The organism is Chryseobacterium sp. S0630 (assembly GCF_024158915.1).
Lineage (GTDB): Bacteria > Bacteroidota > Bacteroidia > Flavobacteriales > Weeksellaceae > Chryseobacterium.
The window spans coordinates 1-18,884 of record NZ_JAMZGF010000054.1; the positions used below are offsets into that span (position 1 = coordinate 1).

Consider the following 18,884-nt stretch of genomic DNA (forward strand, 5'->3'; position numbering starts at 1 on the left):
AGTTTAAAAAATCTTTGATTTTTATCTTTTAAATTTTTAAAATGCTTGAGAATAAACAGTACATTACTTTAAACATACACATCTGTGAAAATCTGTGTCATCTGTGGGAAAAATAAATCTTCTATAATTTAATTTTTAAAGATAAGGACACTAGGTAAATAGCTTAAATAAATTCTATATTTGAAAATCAACCAACACCTATCTCACACCATGAAAGATATTCAATATGACATCAAACTCAGGCCGACTGTAGTGGACGATTTAGAAACTCTTTTTCAGTTTCAGCTTGATGATGAAGCCAATCATCTGGCAGCATTTACATCAAAAGATTCTGCGAATAAAAAAGCCTATATCGCCAAGTTCACCAAGTTACTGGCTGATCCCACCATTAACAACCAAACGATCATTGCCGGTACAGTGATTGTTGGAAGTATTGCCAAGTTCATCATGGAAGGTGATGCAGAAATCACCTATTGGATTGATAAAAATTTCTGGGGAAAAGGTATTGCTACAAACGCTTTGAAAGATTTTCTTGTCCTGGAAACCACAAGACCTCTTTTTGGGCGGGTTGCTTTTGATAATCTGGGCTCACAAAAGGTTCTGAAAAAATGTGGCTTTGTAAAAATCGGGACCGATAAAGGGTTTGCCAATGCCAGACAAACGGAGATTGAGGAGTTTATTTACAGACTTGATGATTAAGAGAAAATGATATTCGTCTGCATAGGCTATGAACGAATTATTTGTATCTTCGAGAAAACTAAAATCTATCATCATGAATTACAAAGTACTCTCCAATTTTATTTTAGAAAATTTAGAACAGGAAGTTAACGATTACATCCTCCGTGGCTGGAAACCTCAAGGCGGAATATTCGTTAATGCCTCAGGATTCTACCAGGCAATATCTAAAGTATAGTACACCTTTATCATCTTGCTGCTGAGGATTAACTGTCCATGACTGTAATTAAAAATCAAACTCCAGGCTTCTCTTTTCGGGGAGTTGGAGGGACTAAGTTTTTAAATCTGTTAAAATCTTGATTAATTTATAAATGCTTTGTACAAAGGCTTTTTAAGATTGTTTAATTAAATTGAATTTATTGAAATTAAACTATATTTGAATTTTTTGGGTACAACTTAAATTTTTTAATCATTTTAATTATGGCATCAGTAAGTTTTTTTATTAGAGGAAAGGTAGCGGATAAGGAAAGTACAATTTGGGCAAAATTTAGAGACAGGGATATTGATATACGTGTTCCCGTTCCTTATTTGAGTTGTAAACCAAAAGAATGGAAAGACGGAAAGTGTAAAATGCCATCCAAAAAAATGCACAAAGATGATACTGAAACTATAAACACTCGTCTTTCACAATTAGAAGCTAATATTATTTCAAGTTATATAAACCGGGCATCAACTGTTTATTCTGTACTGTATTTGAAATTGTCAGATTTCTGTTAACAGAATAAAAGCAGACGCTTTATATTTTTTCGATAAAATTCAGCTACGAAGATATGAAATTTTGTAATTGTATATGGTAGTTTGATTCTTTCTTTATCAATACTCTATAAGATATTAAAACAGTTAAAAGAAAAATTGTTAATATTTGTATTCCCAATTACCCCAAACTATTACACTATATTTTACAGTTTCTATTAAAATTGATTTGAACTAATTTATAATAGCATCTTATTTATTATATTTATTAGTAAAATCATTATTATATAATATGAAAAAACATCAACATTTTATTCCTAGGACATATTTGAAATACTTTAAAAATTCTCCTGACTCCGAATTAATTAATGCTTTTAATAAAGAAAATAATGTTTACAAAGATATTGGCTTGAAAGACGTATGTGTTGAAAAAAACTTTTATACACTTAAACATTTGAAAGGAGAAGATAGCCTTGTAATTGAAGAATATTTTGATAAGGAAATAGAGCGAAAATTTGATAAAATTTATAATCTTTTAATTACACAAAAATTAAGAACTGTAGATATTGAACAGAAATTAGATATTTTAAAAGTTACATTAAGTATGTATTTTCGGACTCCTAAGAAATTAAATGAGTTTATATCAAATACGGATAAATTAATTGACGAGTGGTTAAACGATCAAGATATTCAAGACGTCAATTTTTTTGGCTTTAAAATTAATCTTCAAGGCAAAACAAAAAAGAATATACAAAATGAGTTGCGAGAACATTTAAGACCAAATTATTTAAGTATCCAGCTTCAGTTGTTTGAAGATTTTGTTAACTTTAAAATAAATGATGGGTTAACGGTTATAGAAAATACGGGTGAATATGATTTTTTCACAGGAGATAATCCTGTTAATCTTTTGAATAAAAATGATATATCAACTGATTTGTATAATGTAGAAAATTCCATTTATATTCCTTTAAATCCTAAATTCTATCTTTTTATAGCACCACCAAAACTTGAAAAGAGTGGGAGTGATATTTTTTACCAAAAAGATAATTTTCTTTTGTCTCATATGGTGAATGCATGTACTTTTGAAAATTCTGAGAAATGGATATTAGGAAAAGGTGTGAGTTTAAAAAAATCTTTGGAAAAATATTTTGAATTAGATAATAATTACGATCCAAATCATCCTATTTTAGATGATATGAAAATAAAAATAGTTTTAATGACGAATGTCTTAGAAGCTAGTAAAAAGGGATTTTCAACTGCAAATCTTGAATTAGTCAATTCGTTGAAAGAACTTAAAAATTGGAATAAATTTTCGGAACATATTGATCTAATTGAGTTGGTAAATACTTTCAAAAAATATGGTATCATTATATAAAATGAGAATCTATTTGTTAGATTTGTTACTATTATTAAACTAAAACCATGAATTTTAAAATTATAGCTATACGCCCTTTAGATGGGTGTCATACAAATGTACTTAATAATTTATCTGTAAATCAATTTTATTTTTTCAGTAACAATTATAAACCTACTGTTGATAATAACTATGTTGAAAAAATTGAGAATAAATCTCTTCCAAAAAATTTTTTTTATAATCCTATTGTGAATTCTAAATCAAGTTTAGAATTTATAAATATACAGGCTATAGTTGGAAAAAATGGGGAAGGAAAGAGTAGCCTAGTTGAGCTTTTAATAAGAATATTAAATAATTTTTTTAAAGAGTATAGTAATGCAAGCTTTTCAAGTAATTTAATATTTGCGCAAGGTGTGCATTCGGATTTATTTTTTGAAAAGGATAATAAAATATTTAAACTAACAGTTGATTCTAGAAAAATACTATCTATTAAAGGAAGCTTTAATATAGGCATACAGTTTTACGAAGAAGAAAAGCTTAAATATGATTCTACTAGAAAAAATAAAAAAAATGATGAAATCAATGATTTGAGAGATTTTTTTTTCAATATGTATATAAACTATTCGATCTATGGTTTGGACTCAAAAGAATATAAAATTGAAAATGAATATATCAAAGACGATGTTTTTGAATTTGAAAATTATGGAAGAGACTCATGGTTAACAAGAATTTTCCATAAAAATGATGGTTATCAAACACCTATTGTAATTCATCCTTTTAGAAGCCAAGGTCAGATTAATGTGAGAAATGAAAAGTATCTAATGGAGCAACGTTTATTATCATTAATATTTCAGGCGAATAAACCATTCTTTGTAACAGATGATTTGACTGTTAATAACATGACATTATCTCTTAAAGAAAATGTTTTTTTATCTTTTATTAAAGAATATATTGAAGAGAGCAAAAATGTTGATCAATTTCATCATGTTGAATCGTCCTTAGCTAAAAGTTTTAATACTGATGAGTATGAAGTTATAGAGAAAAAAATTAATGAATATTATGATTTTTTACGAAATAATTTATCATTACTTACAATTTTTCATCAGATGTTTTATGAACTGGAAATTGATAATCATTCTTCTAAATCTGATCTTAGAAAAATAAATCTGATACTTTTTTCGCAATATTTTGCTAATCCAAAATTTCCAATTGATGATGAAGATTATTACAATATATTAGATAGAATTACTGATGACGAAGCAAGTGATTATAATGATGAAATTATGCTTAAAATTCGTTATATATTAAATCACACAGAAAAATTTAGTTATCGAACTTATAATTTATTTCAAATTTTCACTATTTATTATAATTTCTGGGCTAATCATTTTAAATTGCGTAACTATTTTGAAGATGAATTCTATGCTAATAATTTACAAGTTAATTTATTTCATTACTGTATTATTAAAAGCTATAAAACTATAAAATATCCTCAATATAAGAATAGTAACAGTGAAAATATTAATACAATAGAATCTTTTAGTCATGGCTTTAAATTGGATGAGCGTATTTATAGTTTGCATTCAGGATTTTTAGAAGATCTAATTAAAGACCAGTCTCATATTTCTTTGAAGCTTAGGCAGTGTATCGTTTTGTTAAGATTATGTTTAGACAATAAAAAGAATAAGTTGGTTTCATTCTATAGTAAATATTTTGAAGGCAAAAAAGATTTAGATGTGACTATTTTAAATAATTTAATTGATGAAATTTCTTTAAAATATGATATAGAAAGAGTTCTTTTATTACCACCTCGTATATTTGATTTAGAAATTTATTTAAAGTCTCAAATTACAAATGATGGTGATATTTTAATTAGAAAAATTAGTTCTGGTGAATATCAAAAAAATGCAGTTATAAGTTCTGTGATTTATCATTTGAAAAATCTAGATTCGGTTAATTTTAGAAGTAGTGATTTAGTAAATCCCGAGTCCATTTATAATTTTGAAGACATAAATATTATTTTTGATGAAATAGAGCTTTATTTTCATCCCGATTTTCAACGAACTTTTATTAAAGAATTAATCAGTCGATTAAAAGATGTTGAATTCACTAAAATAAAATCTATAAATTTTCTATTTATAACTCATTCTCCATTTATATTATCTGATATTCCTAAAGTAAATGTATTGTTTCTTAAAAAGGGGAAGCCTGATTTTCCTATGCAAGAAGATACTTTCGGTGCAAATATACATACTCTATTGCAGCACGGCTTTTTCCTTAATGCTGTGCCTATAGGTGACTTTGCTAAGGATAAAATAAATGAAATATTTTCAAGATTACATAATGGTAAGATAACTGACGAGTTTGGGGAGGATTTGCTTAAATCAATAATGTTAGTTAGTGAACCATTTATAAAAACTCAACTACTTAAACATTATAATGAATTAAATCCAGATATTAAAGCTTTAAAAGAACAAGTTGATTTTTTAACTAAAGAATTATTGCAAATAAAAAAAGACAATGATAAGAATTAATAATCCAAATATTGAAGATATTAAAAATATATATTTTGATCATCTATCTCAATGGTTTAAACTAAATCTAAAGCATGATAAACTAGAGAAGGAAATTAATAATACCAACTTATTACCACGATATCGTGAAATGGTGGAATATTATAAAAATAATTTTCAAGATATTATTACTAGCCAATTTTTAAGTTTGGAAAATTGTGATAATAAATTTAAAGATGTTTTTAGAACTGAGTATGATGAATATCTAGCGATTATAAATAGAAAAGAAAAAAAGAAAACTTCTTTTGGATATTTTAAATGGCGAATGGTGGAGTATTATAAACAGTTTTTTGATAATGAAGTAAAGAATGATCAAAATTATAAAAAGTATTCTTATGGAAGATGGCTAACAAAAATATTGGATATTAAAGTTTGTCCTTATTGTAATCATAATTATGTTTTTACAGTTAATCATGAATACAAGTCTAAGATTAAAGATGAAAAAAATAATATTTTTACACGACCTCAATTGGATCATTTTTATTCTAAAAGGAATCATCCATTACTTTCTTTATCTTTTTATAATTTAGTTCCTAGTTGCTCTGTCTGTAACTCTATTAAAAGGGATAATAAAATTACTTTCTCTCCTTATGATATCACTAATAGAGAGTTGTACCGAATATCCGTGTTTTCTAAGGATGGTAAAAAGATAGATTCTAAATGGGTTACTGAAAAAAATGAAATAAAGATTAAAATAAATTGTGTTCTTGATAATAAAGAGATTGAACATGATGAAAATTGTAATATAGAAAAATTAGGATTAAATAAAATATATGAAGAACATGTCGATTATGTAGGAGAGATCATTGATAAAGTACAAGCTTATAATAATGATTATTATAATGCTCTTGTTGATGGATTTACAGGTTTGGGAAAAACACCTCAACAAATAGATACAATAATTTGGAATGCGTATTTAGATGAAAATGAACGGCGACCGATGTCAAAGTTAACAACAGATATTTTAAAGCAATTTAAGATAAAATAGTGCAATAAATTTTAATAGTGTGGTAAATTGTTAAATTTGAATAGGGATTTAAACCCACTATCTACTATACTCAAAAAGGTATACCCGTTTGAGTGTTTTTTATTATACCCCATATGTTTAGATTTGAAATTTTAAACTTATTTTAGGCTTTTTGACACGTTTTGAAACGATAAAAATATTTTTAAAAGTATTGATTTTTCAAGTAAAACTATTTGGCATACTTGTGTTTATGGTCTTATTTAAGTATATTTGTTTAGTGAACTAAGTATGGTTTAGTACTATAAATTCTACTGTAAAGTAGATTTAGTTAAATTCAAACAGATTCAAAAAAGCATATTTCAAAAGTTTGGGTACAAAAACAAAAAAGAGAAAATGTAATTATTTAAAATTCAATAATTTACAAATTCTCTTTAACTTAAAAAGTGGAGTTGGAGGGAATCAAATCCTCTTTTGAACTTTCCTGGAAGAAGGGACTCGAACCCTCGGCAGATCATCAGATCTCCCTCACAAAATATTTCCATTTCTCAGAGTACCTGACTCATAATCAGGTAGCCATAAACTATCCTCTATAAGGAAGTAATATAAAAAACATCCATTTTTAACTGGCCATTATCCATTCAACTTTGCAACAGCAAAAATGATAGATGCCACCTAAAAATTTACACTACAATAATTGCGAATGCATATTAACCAAAAAAGCGTTCATTCATCAGATTAATTACCTTTTCTATACCTTCTTTTCTCAGCCATTCATATTCAGAAGTTGCCAGTTCGCCAGCAATATAATGAAGCTGCTCTCTGTTGTCTGTGGCGGCTTCATACACAATATCAGCAATGGTTTCAGGAGTATCGCGTTTTGCAGATGAATCCGCTCTCATGGCTGTTATATATTGATTGAAAATATGCTGATAATCGGGATGGGAAACCATTTGTGCATTGCTTCCGAAATTGGTCTGCATATAAGCAGGAACTACTGTTTTAATCTTAATCTCCCACTCTTTCAGTTCGTAGCTCATTCCTTCTGTCCATTTCTCCAGTGCAGATTTTGTGGCAGCATACACGGAAACAAACGGGTAAGGAATATTAGCTGTAGATGAGGTTACCGTAATAATTGTTCCATTTTTTCTGGCTCTTAAATAAGGAAGAAATGATTTTGTCACCAGTAGTGTTCCTAAGAAATTGGTATTAATCTGTTGAGCTAATTCTTCATCCGCAATTCCTTCAAAAGGTCCCATAAGTCCGTAGGCTGCATTATTCAATACTACATCCACCGGACTTATTTTTTCTGCTTCTGAAGCAATTCCGGAAATCTGTTTCGGATCGCTGATATCTAATTTCAGGAGATGAATGTTGGGCCATTCTGTAAGGTCAGTTTCTTTTTCGGGATGCCTCATGGTGGCAATTACAGTCCAGCTTTTTGATGCAAATAGTTTGGCGGTGGATTTTCCTAATCCTGATGATGCGCCTGTAATGAAAATTGTTGGGTTCATTTTTTATTCTTTTATATTGATATTGCAAAGTTGCAACGATAAAAAAAGAACCCGTTTACCATTTGGTAAAAAGCATCTTAACGGATATTTTTCCTGATTCTGCTTAATGACTGCTGGGTAATTCCCAGATAAGAAGCGATATAAGACAAAGGAATACGATTGACCAACGTGGGATATTTTTCCATAAATTCCAGATAACGGGTGGTAGCATCCTGAGAGACTAATGGGCTTACTCTTTCCAGCTTTTGGGCAAGGGCTTTATTGGTTACTTTTTGAATGATATTTTCCCAATCGATAATGGTATCTGAAATTTCTTTCCAGTCCTGATTAGAAAACACCAGCAGTTTACAGTCTGTTGCGGCCTGAATATATTCTGTAGAAGGCACATTTTTCAGATTAAAGAGCAAATGTTTTTCTTCAATAAAGATCTTGGTAATTTCTTCCCCTTTATTGTTATAATAGCAGATACGCATGATTCCGTCAAGAATAAAACCTACCTGTCTCAGGACTTTTCCTGCCTCTGCAAAATACTCATCTTTGCTCAGCTCAATCTCTTTTGCCTTGCTCATGATAAGGTCTGTTTGCTGTTGGTTCAAATGACCAAACTGCAGGATATATTCTATAAACTCTTTCATGATAACAAAGTTAGTCATTGTCATTTGTTGGTATTTACCATTTGGTAAAAAATGACGTTATTAAAATAACTGTATCGCTATTCTTTAAAATCTGTGGATGAGGAAAGTTCCTTCCAATATTGTATCTGTTCAGCCAGTTCTGCAATTTTGTTTTCAGCTCTCTGGGTGGCATCACTTCCCAGGAATAGCAGTACCGGAGGATTTGTATGATCTGCAAGTTTGATAAAAACGTCTGCTACCTTCTCAGGATTTCCTAATTGTTTACCATCCATTTCATTCATTCTTTGATGAGCTGTCCTCAGAAACTGATAATCATCGATCTGATTCTCACTGAAAGCGATGGAATCCGGCTTGGCAAAATGGGTACGGAACCACCCAGGCAGCACTGCTGTCACAGAGATTCCCAATGGTTTCAGGTCATTGGCCAGCGCCTCTGATAAACCTGTTACTGCAAATTTTGCAGAAGAATACATACTCCATCCCAATCCAGGAGCGAAACCGGCAATGGATGAAATATTAATAATATGTCCGGAACGCTGATTTCTTAAATAAGGCAATGCCTGTTGAATGACTTTTACAACAGCGAAAAAATTAATCTCAAAATTTTCTTCAATTTCTGTGCTGCTTACTTCTTCTATAGCTCCACCCAGCCCATAGCCGGCATTATTCACTACCACATCCAGCCCTCCAAACTGCTGAACTGTTTTTTCAATAGACTGTTTAACAGATTGTTCATTTTTTAAATCCACTTCCAGAGGAAGAAAATTTTCCGAATTCACATCCAGCTTCTCCAATGCTTCAATGGTTCTTGAAGTAGCAGCCACTTTGTGCCCATTTTCTAAAAGTTTTTTAACCAATGAAAAACCTATTCCTTTAGATGCTCCGGTGATATACCAGATTTTTGTATGACTCATGAATTTTATTTTTTCACAAAATTACCGCATACATTCACCGGTATTTTGTCATATACAAACCAATAATTGTCAAATTCAAACCCTTCTTATACTTGTTGGGTTGCTGTCTGTCTGCTTTTTGAAAAAGTTATTAAAATGGGATTGATCTTCAAAGCCCAGCACATAGCTGATTTCTGAAATATTCCAGTCTGTATATTTTAAAAGAACCTTGGCTTCAGAGATTAGCCTTTCAAATATATGTTCTGTAGTGGTGCGGCCTGTCTGTTTTTTTATAGCCCGGTTGAGATAATTGACATGAATATTCATCCGATCGGCAAAAGCTTTCGGTGAACGCAATTCGAAACGCTGAGCTGTTGATTCAAGGGGAAACTGCCTTTCCAGCAATTCCATAAACACAGTAGTAACTCTTAACGATGCATTGGTATGTCCAGAAACTGTATTGACGGGCTGTAACTTCACCCCATAATAGATCAGTTCACTGACATAATTTTTAATGAGATCATATTTATAGACAAAGTCTGAATCAGTTTCTCTGATTATTTTTTCAAATATCGTTTTGATTTCTGACGTTTCTTCCTCGTTCAAGCTGAAAACAGGATGTGCACCTGCCGCAAACAAAGGAAGTTCGAATAGATTCAAACGAAAATTCCCTTTAAAAAACTCATCTTTAAAAACACAAAAACAACCATTAGTATCCGCTTCCAAAGGTTCATAAGTATACGGCACATGAGGATTAAAGAAGAGCAAAGTATTGCCTGTAACCGGAATACTCCGGTCTCCGTAATGAAATATATTATCACCACTGAACAGCATAATTTTATAGAAATCTCTTCGGATAAAGGTGGGTGAGGAAGTATGGGAGCTTATTCTGTCTTCAATTCTAAAGACATTAAACTGTCCGTCGTTTTGGGGAAAATCTCCCGATAAAGCTCCATATTTATTCCTGTAAAACTCATCAAGTGTCTCGGTAGTTTTTGCCATATCCTTTATAATTTATACTTCTAAATGCATATCAATAAAACACTGTAAAGCTTTCGACTGCGGTCCGTCTTTTCTAAAAACAAGAATCGTATTCATTGTTCCCAGCTGCTTATTCAGTCCATAAGTCTTGATTCCTCTTCCTGCATAATATTTAGTAACCACTTCTTCCGGCAATATGCTGACTCCTAACCCTGCTTCCACAAAGTTGATGACTCCTTCAATAGAATTCAGAACTGTACTTTTGTAGTTAAGAATTCCTTTGTGGCTTAACCAGGATTCTAACCTTTCCCTGAAAATACATCCTTCATCAAAGACCACTATTTTCAAGGGTTCTTTCTCCATCAATGTCTGCAGACTGGGACCTTTTGAGGAAGCCAGAATCACAAGCTGCTCTTCCTTAATGCAGATTTTTTCCAGTCCTTTGGCATTCACAGGAGCAGAAACAAAAGCAGCATCCAGGTTGTAATTCAGAACATCAGACAGCACTGAATCTCTGGTATCTGATTTGAATTCAAGCTCAATATCAGGATATTTTTCATCAAAAGTATTGAGGATTTCCGGAACTTTCAGTGCCATTGTTGTTTCTATACAACCTATTTTCAAACATCCTCTGATATTATCACCACTCTGGATATTATTTTTTGCTTCTTCCACCAAATGCTGAATCTGTTTTGAATACTGCATCAGGATTATCCCATCAGAAGTAAGCTCTACCCTTCTGGATGTCCGGGAGAAGAGCTTTGTATTAAACTCATCTTCAAGGTTTTTTATTCTTGCCGTAACGTTCGACTGAACCGTAAACATCACAGAAGCTGCCTTTGTAAAACTTCCTGTTTCAGCTACGGCTTCAAATATTTTTAAATCATTAATGTTCATCTTAATTAATCATTATTAGTGATTTAACTTATTATAATTAATCGTTTTTAATAATCAAATATCCGTATTAATTTTGGACTATCAAAAAAAATAAATGAAAATAATTTCAAGACAATTCATTGCAGGTGTATCAGTTGCCCTTTTCACTGGCACTATGGCAATGGCACAAACCAATCAAAAATTACGTGTAAATAATCACATTATGGAAAATCACCCTGTTCACTACCGCAACATCAAAGTAAATGATTTAAATCTGTTTTACAGAGAAGCAGGTCCGGCCAATGCGCCTACGATACTTCTTCTGCACGGATATCCTACCTCATCTCATATGTTCAGAAATCTGATCCCGATTTTAAGCAAAAAATACCATGTCATAGCTCCGGATCTGCCGGGATTTGGCTATTCTGATGCTCCGGATCATAAGGAATTCTCTTATACCTTCGACAATCTTGCAGGAACGGTAGAGGCATTTGTAGAAAAGCTGAATATGAAACGTTTTGCCATTTACATCTTTGATTATGGCGCTCCGGTAGGCTTACGTCTCGCCATGAACAATCCTGAAAAAATCACAGGGATTGTTTCACAAAACGGAAATGCCTATGAAGAAGGGTTAAGCAATGAATGGAATCCGATCCAGAAATACTGGCAGGACACAACGGAAGCCAACCGCCTTGCATTAAAAGGTTTCGTTTCTAAAGAAGTTACTCTGTTTCAGTATCAACATGGTGTATCCGACCCTTCTTTGATTGCACCGGAAGCCTACACTCTTGACCAGAAATTCCTTGACCGACCGGGAAATATAGAAATTCAGTTGGATCTGGTAAAAGATTACAGAACCAATGTGGCTTTATATCCAAAATTCCATGAATATTTCAGAAAGCATCAGCCCCAATTATTATTAGTATGGGGAAACAAAGATCCCTATTTCCTTCCTGCAGGAGCTGAAGCGTATAAAAAAGATCTGCCGGAAGCGAAATTAAAATTTTATGACACCGGACACTTTGCCCTGGAAACCCATGCGGAAGAAATAGGTGCTGAAATCTTTGAATTTATGGGGAAGTTACCTCAATAGAGCATATAATCAATTGCTAAGAAATATGAAAACAATTGTTATTAAAAACTACGGCGGGCCAGAAGTTCTGCAGCTGGAGGAAATGTCTGTTCCTGTTATAAAAAATCCGTCTCAGGTTTTGGTAAAAGTAAGAGCAACCTCTATTAATCCTCTTGATTATCAGGTAAGACGAGGTGATTATGCGCCATTTTTCGAACTCCCTATTATAACGGGTCATGATATCGCTGGTGATATTATTGCAGTAGGTGAAGCGGTCAAAAAATGGAAACCTGGTGATAAGGTGTATTATTCTCCCCGTTTTGGTAGCTCTGGCAGTTATACGGAGTATCACCTTACCGATGAATCTTCACTATCAAGAATGCCAGATAACATCAGCTATGAAGAGGCCGCTGCCATTCCACTTATCGGAGGAACAGTTTGGGAAATGCTGGTGGTAAGAGCACAATTAAAAAAAGGAGACAGCATTCTTATCCTTGGCGGAGCCGGAGGTGTTGGAACTCTTGCCATACAAGTCGCTAAGGCATTAGGAGCTTTTGTCTACACTACTGGACAAAGCATTCTGCATGAGGAATTAAAAAAGCTTGGAACAGATGTTGTCATTGATCACCATAAGGAAAACTGGATCGAGGAAATACAGACCTACACTAAAGGAAAGGGTGTGAATGTGATTATTGATACTGTAGGAGGAACAACACTTTCAGACAGTCCACTTGCTTTAGCGGATTATGGTTCCGTGGTAACACTGGTGGATATTCCACAACCTCAAAACCTCATCAATGCCTGGGAAAAAAATGCAACGTATCATTTTGTTTTTACCCGACAAAGCAGGGATGAACTGCATCACATCACTGAATTAATTGAAAACGGATATGTAAAACCTGTGATAGATAGTATATATCCGCTTGAAGAGGTTCAAAAAGCCCATCAGAGAATAGAGGATTCGAAAAGGGAAAAGCCTCTGTTTGGGAAGATTGTATTATCAGTTTAGTTTTTCTGAAATAAATTGGCAAAAGCTCCGGGCAAATATCTTCGATATTTGCCCGGAGCTTTTGCATGGAGCTTTTCGGAACTATTTATTTCCAGCCCTTTTTAGGGAAGAAATATTTCACTACACCACCACATATATGATCCGTTTTGTAGCAAATCATTATATTTGAAAAAACATCATAAAACCTGTTTTCTTTGAATTAAAATATGGAAAAGACACTGACGCCAGAACAATTAAAGCTTATCACATTAAACAGTCAGGGATTAACTCAAAATACACCGTTTGGAACGGGAAAAGCTGCGGTTCTGAATGCTTTGCAACATCTCGGATATATTCAGATTGATACATTATCCATGGTAGAGCGGGCTCATCATCATACACTCTGGACAAGAATTCCGGATTTTCGGACAGATGATCTGGAAGAACTGGTAGAGGAGCGTAAAGTATTTGAATACTGGTTCCACGCTGCGTCTTATCTTCCTATGAAAGATTTCCGCTATGTTTTGCCTCAAATGCTGACGATCAAAAGAGGTGAATCCCGTTATTACAATGCGGATCCTAAAGTGATGGAATATGTAGTAGACCTCATCCGCAACGAAGGACCTAAAAGAGCAAGAGATTTTGAAAATGAAAGCCATAAAGCAGGAAGCTGGTGGAATTGGAAACCAGCCAAACTAGCTCTTGAAAGGCTTTTTATGCAGGGTGATCTGATGATCAGCGGACGTTCCGGAATGCAGAAAACATATGATCTGGCTGAAAGAGTTTTGCCGTCTTCTACGAATACTACAGAACCTACTCCATTTGAGTTTGCTGAATATCTGGTAAAGACCAATCTGAGAGCCTATGGATTTACAACATTAAAACAAATCACTCACCTCAGGAAGGGAAATGATTTAAAGACGAATGTCAATAAGGTTTTACAGATGATGCTTGAAGAAAATACAATATCAAAAGTGACTATTGAAGGAGGATCTTCTGCTTTTGTTCAAAATGAAATACTGGAAAGAACATTTGATCAGGCTAGTTCCAGTGTATGGCTGCTGTCTCCGTTTGATAATTCCATTATTCATCGGGAGCGGATCAAACAGATTTTTGATTTTGATTTCCGTCTGGAATGTTATACTCCAAAGGAAAAAAGACAGTATGGTTATTTCTGTCTGCCTATACTGTTTGGAGATCAGTTTATCGGAAGGGTTGACTGCAAAGCTCACAGAAAAGAAAAAAAACTGGAACTGATTCATCTACATATTGAAAACAATACTATTGACTTTAATTTATGGCTTAAGCCTTTCGCAGAAACTATAAAACGGTTTGCCATTTTCAATGGTTGTGAATCTTTGGCTCTGACTAAAATAAGTCCATCAAAGTTGGGTTCTTCTGTAAAAAAGGAATTGTCCAGATTAAAGTTTAAAAAGTAATTGATAGCTATTTAAAAGACAAAAGGCTGTCTCAAAGGTCAAATAATTTGGCTTTTGTCATTGACTACGTCGAATCTTTGATTTCTGACGAAGGAAGAATCTTATTGATAACCAAATATATGAGATTCTTCACTACATTTCATTTCATTCAGAATGACACTTTTGAGACAACCTCTTTATTTTCAGGATAATTCCGATTAATTTAGTTTCTGATTTGTTTTCTGAACAAAATCATTCCATTGCTGGTTCAGGTAAGCTAATGCTTTCTTTTTTTCACCATCATTCATAGAAGAATAATTAATGGAATTGAAAACCAGTTTTTTCAACGCTTTCACATCCAGTTCCCAATACACTTGGGTAACCCAGAAATCATAACTCAGACCTGTGTATCCGTACACAGACGGATCATCACTGCTGATAGAGCATTGTACTCCGTTGCTTAATAAAACCCTTGCAGGATGGTTTCTCAAATCACTTACATATCCTAAAACCTGATTACTGATCGGGCTTACTTCCACCAGTTTATTCTGTTTTTTGATCTGTTCCATCGTTTTTGGGAAATAGATCAGGTTTAATCCGTGACCAATTCTTTTATTGTTCAGCAGTGCTACATCCAGAATATTTTTATTCAGGATAGAATTGCTTTCTCCGGCATGAAGGAAAAGAGGAAGTTCTACTCCGTATTTTTTACTAAGTCCGCTCATTTTGGCCCAGCTTTTCTCAAAAAAACTGATATGATGTCCGGCTGCTTCATCTGCCACAAGATCAAATCCTGAGATCATATCCGGAAATTCTTTTTTCATTTCAAATGCCGTTTCCAGCTGCTTTTCAATACTTTCATTGTCTAAGAATTTAAAGCTTGAATAGATCAGTTTCAGGGTGAACTGCGGGTCTGACTGATGTACTTCTTTAAGAATATCCTGCAGATCTGTGATCGTCGTTTTCATTGGATATTTTCCATGCTGAAAATCATACAGTTCATCAAAGATATATCTGATTTCTACGTGCTGTACTTTATCTTTTATTAAATCCTGAAATCCTTTCAGATAATATGCCTTAAAGAAAGGACGGTACGGCAGCAGCAGACTGATACGTTTAAAACATTTTTCAAATTCAATCCAATAATCTGTGTAAGAGCAAAGATTGTCTCGTCTCAATGTAAGAAGATCCTGCAGTTCTTTTTCAAAACCGGAGGTTGAGGTCAGTTTTTTATCCAGACTTACAAATCCTTCCGGAACTTTTCCTTTTTCAAAAAAAGCCAGCTGTCCGAAAATATACTGATCATTATCTTTCTGATCGAAAACATAGCATTCCTGATATTTTCTGGCGGCCGAAATAATCCATTTCACATCTGTAATTCCCCCGCTGTGGGTATGCAGCAAACCTCCTTTTGGCATGGTCTGAAGAATTTCAAACAGTTTGCTGCTTTCTATGATTGGTTTTAATTCATTAAAAGAACTATTATATAAAGATTTCTTCTTCGTTTCTGTATCACTGATAAACTCTTTACGGATCTGGAAGAGTTTTTTATCTAAAGCGATTTCTGCATCGGATAATTTTATATCAGCATCAAATGCCATAGCTGCATTTTCTGTCTCTGATAACGCCAGGTTTTGTTGGTATACAGATTTTTCAGTCACTTTACCTTGCCCCCAAAATAAGGGTGCTCCAAAAAGTGATATATAAATAAGGTATTTTTTCATCATACTAAATATTGGAGGGGTTTGTAGTATCAGTTATGTTTTAACTGATAAAATAAAAGTAGCTTATTATAGCAAAAATTGTGCAAAATAAAGCTAATTCAAAAATAAAATTATTTTTTTTACAAAAAAAAACTTCCAATATTTCTTTTTCTAATCTATTAAAAGTGATTCTTTATTTTTTATTGAAAAGAAGCTCTGAACTCCAAGGGAGAAAGACTGGTTTTATTTTTAAACAGTTTGGTAAAGGATTGTGGATGCTCAAAACCTAATTCATAAGCAATCTCACTTACAGATAAACTGGTGGTAGAAAGCTTTTCTTTTGCTTTAACAATAAGCTTATCATGAATAAACTGCTGGGTGCTCTGTCCGGAAATTGTTCTCAATAACCGACTGAGGTAATTGGGAGAAATCCTTAGTTCATCAGCTACAAACTGTACTGTAGGCAATCCTTTTGATATCAAATCATTATCATTGAAATAATCCTCCAGCAAAACTTCTAAACGATTCAGAATAGTATGATGGGTCACTTTTCTGGTGATAAACTGTCTTTCATAGAATCTTTCGGAATAATTGAGTAAGGTTTCAATATGGGAAATGATAATATTCTGGCTGAATTGATCAATCACCGAGTGGTATTCCCGCTCAATATTTTCTATAATTCCATTGATGGTAAGTTCTTCTTTTTTTGATAAAAACAAGGCTTCATTCACTGAATAATCAAAAAAATCATACTGGTTTATGATCTTCGCCAGTGAAGTATGCCAAAGAAAATCTGGGTGAATCAACAGCATCCAGCCGGATTGGTTTTCCTGCACGTTGGGATCTGCTTCAATCCTGAAAATCTGGTTTGGGGAAATAAAAAACAGCGTTCCTTCATCAAAATCATATTCCTGCTGGCCGTACTTCAACTTCCCATTCATGCCTGTTTTTAAAGAAATCTGATAAAAATCCAGCATCCAGTTAACCTCACCGATATCAGCAGGTCGCTTTACCTCTTTATAATCAATCACACTGATCAACGGATGTTCAGGAGGAGATAATCCTCTAGAACGGTGAAATTCCGTGATGGTTTTTATTCTTTTTATTGCCCGCTTTTCCATTTCTATAAAATTACAAATTGTTTTTGCAGTAAACTTTTGTTGTAGAGTTTTTTTCCCACAGATTGCACAGATTTTCACAAATATTTACGTTAATACTATTATTTTCAAAACTTATTTGGACTTCTCTACGTAAAAATTTTCTCTTTATTTTAATTAAATATTTACCTCTTTTGTGACTTTTGTGGTTTATATTTTCCCACGGATGGCACAGGTTTTCACAGATGTTTGTGGTTAAAGTAGTGCGTTGTTTTATTCTTAATAGTACTTTTCAGCGTAAAAAAATGCTCTTCGTCTTACTAAAATGTTTAAAAACTTTTGTGACTTTTTCGGTTCACTATTTACACTTCATCATTTTGATAGGATTCAGCAAAGTCTTTTGCAAAGTTGGCCAGCTTTACTTTTCCTAAAACAGGCTGATTCTGATAATAATCTTCATATACAACTCCGCTTCCCTGGCTTGCCTGAGTTTCTACAAAACCCTTAGCCACCTGTTCATTGAAACCGATATCCAGCCAGTTTTTCAATAATTCTTCATCAGAGATTACTTTCCACTGAAGATCAGGTTTTCCGATTGCAACGCCCAAAGCTTTTGCAATTTCATTAGGAGAAACTTCATCACTGGCTACATAACGTATTGTTCTTCCAACAAATGGTTTTTCAGTTTCTTCTGCTACAACAGTTGCAATATCCAACGGAGAAACCCACGGCTCTTTTTGATCTCCTCCCCAATTGGAAATAATAGCTCCTTTATTTTTGATCGTGTTGATGAATGAAAACATATTGAAATAAATGCCTACCGGACGAATAAATTTAATAGAAACATCATCAGGAAGCTGCTTCAGAATCTGCTCTACATGATAATGAAACACAATAATTCCCGTTCCTTTATCCGTATGTGCCCCGATACTGCTGAGATGGATAATCTTCTTCACGCCGGAACGTTCCACAGCTGTTTTGTAATGACGACCAATTTCACTGATTTTTCCGATAAAATCAATGTTTTTATCAAATAGATCACCTGCTGCTTCCATGGTTTCCATCAGATAAACAATATCTGCTCCTGTGAATGTTTTGGTAAGAAAATCAGGATCAAACATACTGCCTATAGCAGCTTTTGCGCCCAAAGCTTCAATGGCTTCCCTTCTCTTTTCAGTACTACTGATCACTGTTACGGTGTGTCCTTTCTCTACCAGTTCTTTTGTAAGTGGTTTTCCAATGTTCCCGATGGAACCTGTTAAAACAATATTCATTTCTTTAATTTTTTGTTGAGGTAAAATTCCGAAATGCCCATCAAGAAGACTTCGCCGAATCTATCTTCTCTTTAGCCAAAAAAGCAGAAACAGGAAATACCTTTATTTTTTCAA

Annotated in this window: 17 protein-coding genes; 9 read left to right on the top strand and 8 right to left on the bottom strand. The window is 33.2% G+C overall.

The window, feature by feature from the left end; genetic code table 11:
• Positions 1-210 precede the first annotated feature (210 nt).
• From NK356_RS18965 to NK356_RS18990, 6 genes are all read left to right on the top strand, one after another.
• Complete coding sequence (locus NK356_RS18965; RefSeq protein ID WP_253317742.1) at positions 211-699, top strand: GNAT family N-acetyltransferase; 489 nt, start codon at positions 211-213, stop codon at positions 697-699.
• A 28-nt stretch (positions 700-727) separates the two neighbouring features.
• Positions 728-913, top strand: coding sequence for a hypothetical protein (locus tag NK356_RS18970; RefSeq protein WP_156106463.1), 186 nt, complete (start codon positions 728-730; stop codon positions 911-913).
• Positions 914-1,155: 242 nt separating this feature from the next.
• A complete protein-coding gene (locus NK356_RS18975; protein WP_253317743.1) occupies positions 1,156-1,452 on the top strand; it encodes a hypothetical protein in 297 nt (98 codons plus the stop codon).
• A 268-nt stretch (positions 1,453-1,720) separates the two neighbouring features.
• Positions 1,721-2,803 carry a DUF4238 domain-containing protein gene (locus NK356_RS18980; protein ID WP_253317744.1) on the top strand — a complete coding sequence of 361 codons (1,083 nt, stop codon included), beginning with the start codon at positions 1,721-1,723 and terminating at the stop codon, positions 2,801-2,803.
• A 47-nt stretch (positions 2,804-2,850) separates the two neighbouring features.
• Positions 2,851-5,316 (top strand): hypothetical protein, encoded by a 2,466-nt coding sequence (locus NK356_RS18985; protein WP_253317745.1) that lies wholly within the window; start codon positions 2,851-2,853, stop codon positions 5,314-5,316.
• The gene (locus NK356_RS18990) at positions 5,303-6,343 is read left to right on the top strand and encodes a hypothetical protein (protein ID WP_253317746.1); all 1,041 of its coding nucleotides are present in this window, start codon (positions 5,303-5,305) and stop codon (positions 6,341-6,343) included. The genes NK356_RS18985 and NK356_RS18990 overlap by 14 nt, the downstream gene beginning before the upstream one ends.
• Positions 6,344-7,029: 686 nt before the next feature.
• On the opposite strand, the gene NK356_RS18995 is transcribed toward NK356_RS18990, so the two are convergent.
• The 5 genes from NK356_RS18995 to NK356_RS19015 all read right to left on the bottom strand — a co-directional run bounded on the left by NK356_RS18995 (position 7,030) and on the right by NK356_RS19015 (position 11,239).
• Positions 7,030-7,833, bottom strand: a complete 804-nt coding sequence (locus NK356_RS18995) for an SDR family oxidoreductase (RefSeq protein WP_253317747.1) — start codon at positions 7,831-7,833, stop codon at positions 7,030-7,032.
• A 77-nt stretch (positions 7,834-7,910) separates the two neighbouring features.
• Positions 7,911-8,468 carry a Crp/Fnr family transcriptional regulator gene (locus NK356_RS19000; RefSeq protein WP_253317748.1) on the bottom strand — a complete coding sequence of 186 codons (558 nt, stop codon included), beginning with the start codon at positions 8,466-8,468 and terminating at the stop codon, positions 7,911-7,913.
• A gap of 77 nt (positions 8,469-8,545) precedes the next feature.
• Positions 8,546-9,382: an SDR family oxidoreductase gene (locus NK356_RS19005; protein WP_253317749.1), complete on the bottom strand. Its 837-nt coding sequence runs from the start codon at positions 9,380-9,382 to the stop codon at positions 8,546-8,548.
• Positions 9,383-9,457: 75 nt separating this feature from the next.
• Positions 9,458-10,363, bottom strand: a complete 906-nt coding sequence (locus NK356_RS19010; protein ID WP_253317750.1) for an AraC family transcriptional regulator — start codon at positions 10,361-10,363, stop codon at positions 9,458-9,460.
• Between the two features lie 12 nt (positions 10,364-10,375).
• A complete protein-coding gene (locus NK356_RS19015) occupies positions 10,376-11,239 on the bottom strand; it encodes a LysR family transcriptional regulator (RefSeq protein WP_034696432.1) in 864 nt (287 codons plus the stop codon).
• Between the two features lie 94 nt (positions 11,240-11,333).
• On the opposite strand from NK356_RS19015, the gene NK356_RS19020 reads away from it, so the two are divergent.
• The 3 genes from NK356_RS19020 to NK356_RS19030 all read left to right on the top strand — a co-directional run bounded on the left by NK356_RS19020 (position 11,334) and on the right by NK356_RS19030 (position 14,717).
• Positions 11,334-12,311, top strand: a complete 978-nt coding sequence (locus NK356_RS19020) for an alpha/beta fold hydrolase (protein ID WP_253317751.1) — start codon at positions 11,334-11,336, stop codon at positions 12,309-12,311.
• Between the two features lie 25 nt (positions 12,312-12,336).
• Entirely contained in the window at positions 12,337-13,299 is a 963-nt protein-coding gene (locus tag NK356_RS19025) for a zinc-binding dehydrogenase (RefSeq protein ID WP_253317752.1), read from the top strand.
• 206 nt (positions 13,300-13,505) lie between these two features.
• Entirely contained in the window at positions 13,506-14,717 is a 1,212-nt protein-coding gene (locus tag NK356_RS19030; RefSeq protein ID WP_253317753.1) for a winged helix-turn-helix domain-containing protein, read from the top strand.
• A gap of 197 nt (positions 14,718-14,914) precedes the next feature.
• Here the strand turns inward: NK356_RS19030 and NK356_RS19035 are convergent, their stop codons facing one another.
• From NK356_RS19035 to NK356_RS19045, 3 genes are all read right to left on the bottom strand, one after another.
• A complete protein-coding gene (locus NK356_RS19035) occupies positions 14,915-16,423 on the bottom strand; it encodes an adenosine kinase (protein ID WP_253317754.1) in 1,509 nt (502 codons plus the stop codon).
• 176 nt (positions 16,424-16,599) lie between these two features.
• Positions 16,600-17,520 carry an AraC family transcriptional regulator gene (locus tag NK356_RS19040; RefSeq protein WP_253317755.1) on the bottom strand — a complete coding sequence of 307 codons (921 nt, stop codon included), beginning with the start codon at positions 17,518-17,520 and terminating at the stop codon, positions 16,600-16,602.
• Between the two features lie 338 nt (positions 17,521-17,858).
• Complete coding sequence (locus NK356_RS19045; RefSeq protein ID WP_253317756.1) at positions 17,859-18,770, bottom strand: SDR family oxidoreductase; 912 nt, start codon at positions 18,768-18,770, stop codon at positions 17,859-17,861.
• Between the last annotated feature and the right edge of the window lie 114 nt (positions 18,771-18,884).

Bases quoted from the DNA above. Each gene is read 5' to 3' on its own strand.
- NK356_RS18965 (WP_253317742.1), top strand. From the start codon at position 211: ATGAAAGATATTCAATATGACATCAAACTCAGGCCGACTGTAGTGGAC.
- NK356_RS18970 (WP_156106463.1), top strand. From the start codon at position 728: ATGAACGAATTATTTGTATCTTCGAGAAAACTAAAATCTATCATCATG.
- NK356_RS18975 (WP_253317743.1), top strand. From the start codon at position 1,156: ATGGCATCAGTAAGTTTTTTTATTAGAGGAAAGGTAGCGGATAAGGAA.
- NK356_RS18980 (WP_253317744.1), top strand. From the start codon at position 1,721: ATGAAAAAACATCAACATTTTATTCCTAGGACATATTTGAAATACTTT.
- NK356_RS18985 (WP_253317745.1), top strand. From the start codon at position 2,851: ATGAATTTTAAAATTATAGCTATACGCCCTTTAGATGGGTGTCATACA.
- NK356_RS18990 (WP_253317746.1), top strand. From the start codon at position 5,303: ATGATAAGAATTAATAATCCAAATATTGAAGATATTAAAAATATATAT.
- NK356_RS18995 (WP_253317747.1), bottom strand. From the start codon at position 7,833: ATGAACCCAACAATTTTCATTACAGGCGCATCATCAGGATTAGGAAAA.
- NK356_RS19000 (WP_253317748.1), bottom strand. From the start codon at position 8,468: ATGAAAGAGTTTATAGAATATATCCTGCAGTTTGGTCATTTGAACCAA.
- NK356_RS19005 (WP_253317749.1), bottom strand. From the start codon at position 9,382: ATGAGTCATACAAAAATCTGGTATATCACCGGAGCATCTAAAGGAATA.
- NK356_RS19010 (WP_253317750.1), bottom strand. From the start codon at position 10,363: ATGGCAAAAACTACCGAGACACTTGATGAGTTTTACAGGAATAAATAT.
- NK356_RS19015 (WP_034696432.1), bottom strand. From the start codon at position 11,239: ATGAACATTAATGATTTAAAAATATTTGAAGCCGTAGCTGAAACAGGA.
- NK356_RS19020 (WP_253317751.1), top strand. From the start codon at position 11,334: ATGAAAATAATTTCAAGACAATTCATTGCAGGTGTATCAGTTGCCCTT.
- NK356_RS19025 (WP_253317752.1), top strand. From the start codon at position 12,337: ATGAAAACAATTGTTATTAAAAACTACGGCGGGCCAGAAGTTCTGCAG.
- NK356_RS19030 (WP_253317753.1), top strand. From the start codon at position 13,506: ATGGAAAAGACACTGACGCCAGAACAATTAAAGCTTATCACATTAAAC.
- NK356_RS19035 (WP_253317754.1), bottom strand. From the start codon at position 16,423: ATGATGAAAAAATACCTTATTTATATATCACTTTTTGGAGCACCCTTA.
- NK356_RS19040 (WP_253317755.1), bottom strand. From the start codon at position 17,520: ATGGAAAAGCGGGCAATAAAAAGAATAAAAACCATCACGGAATTTCAC.
- NK356_RS19045 (WP_253317756.1), bottom strand. From the start codon at position 18,770: ATGAATATTGTTTTAACAGGTTCCATCGGGAACATTGGAAAACCACTT.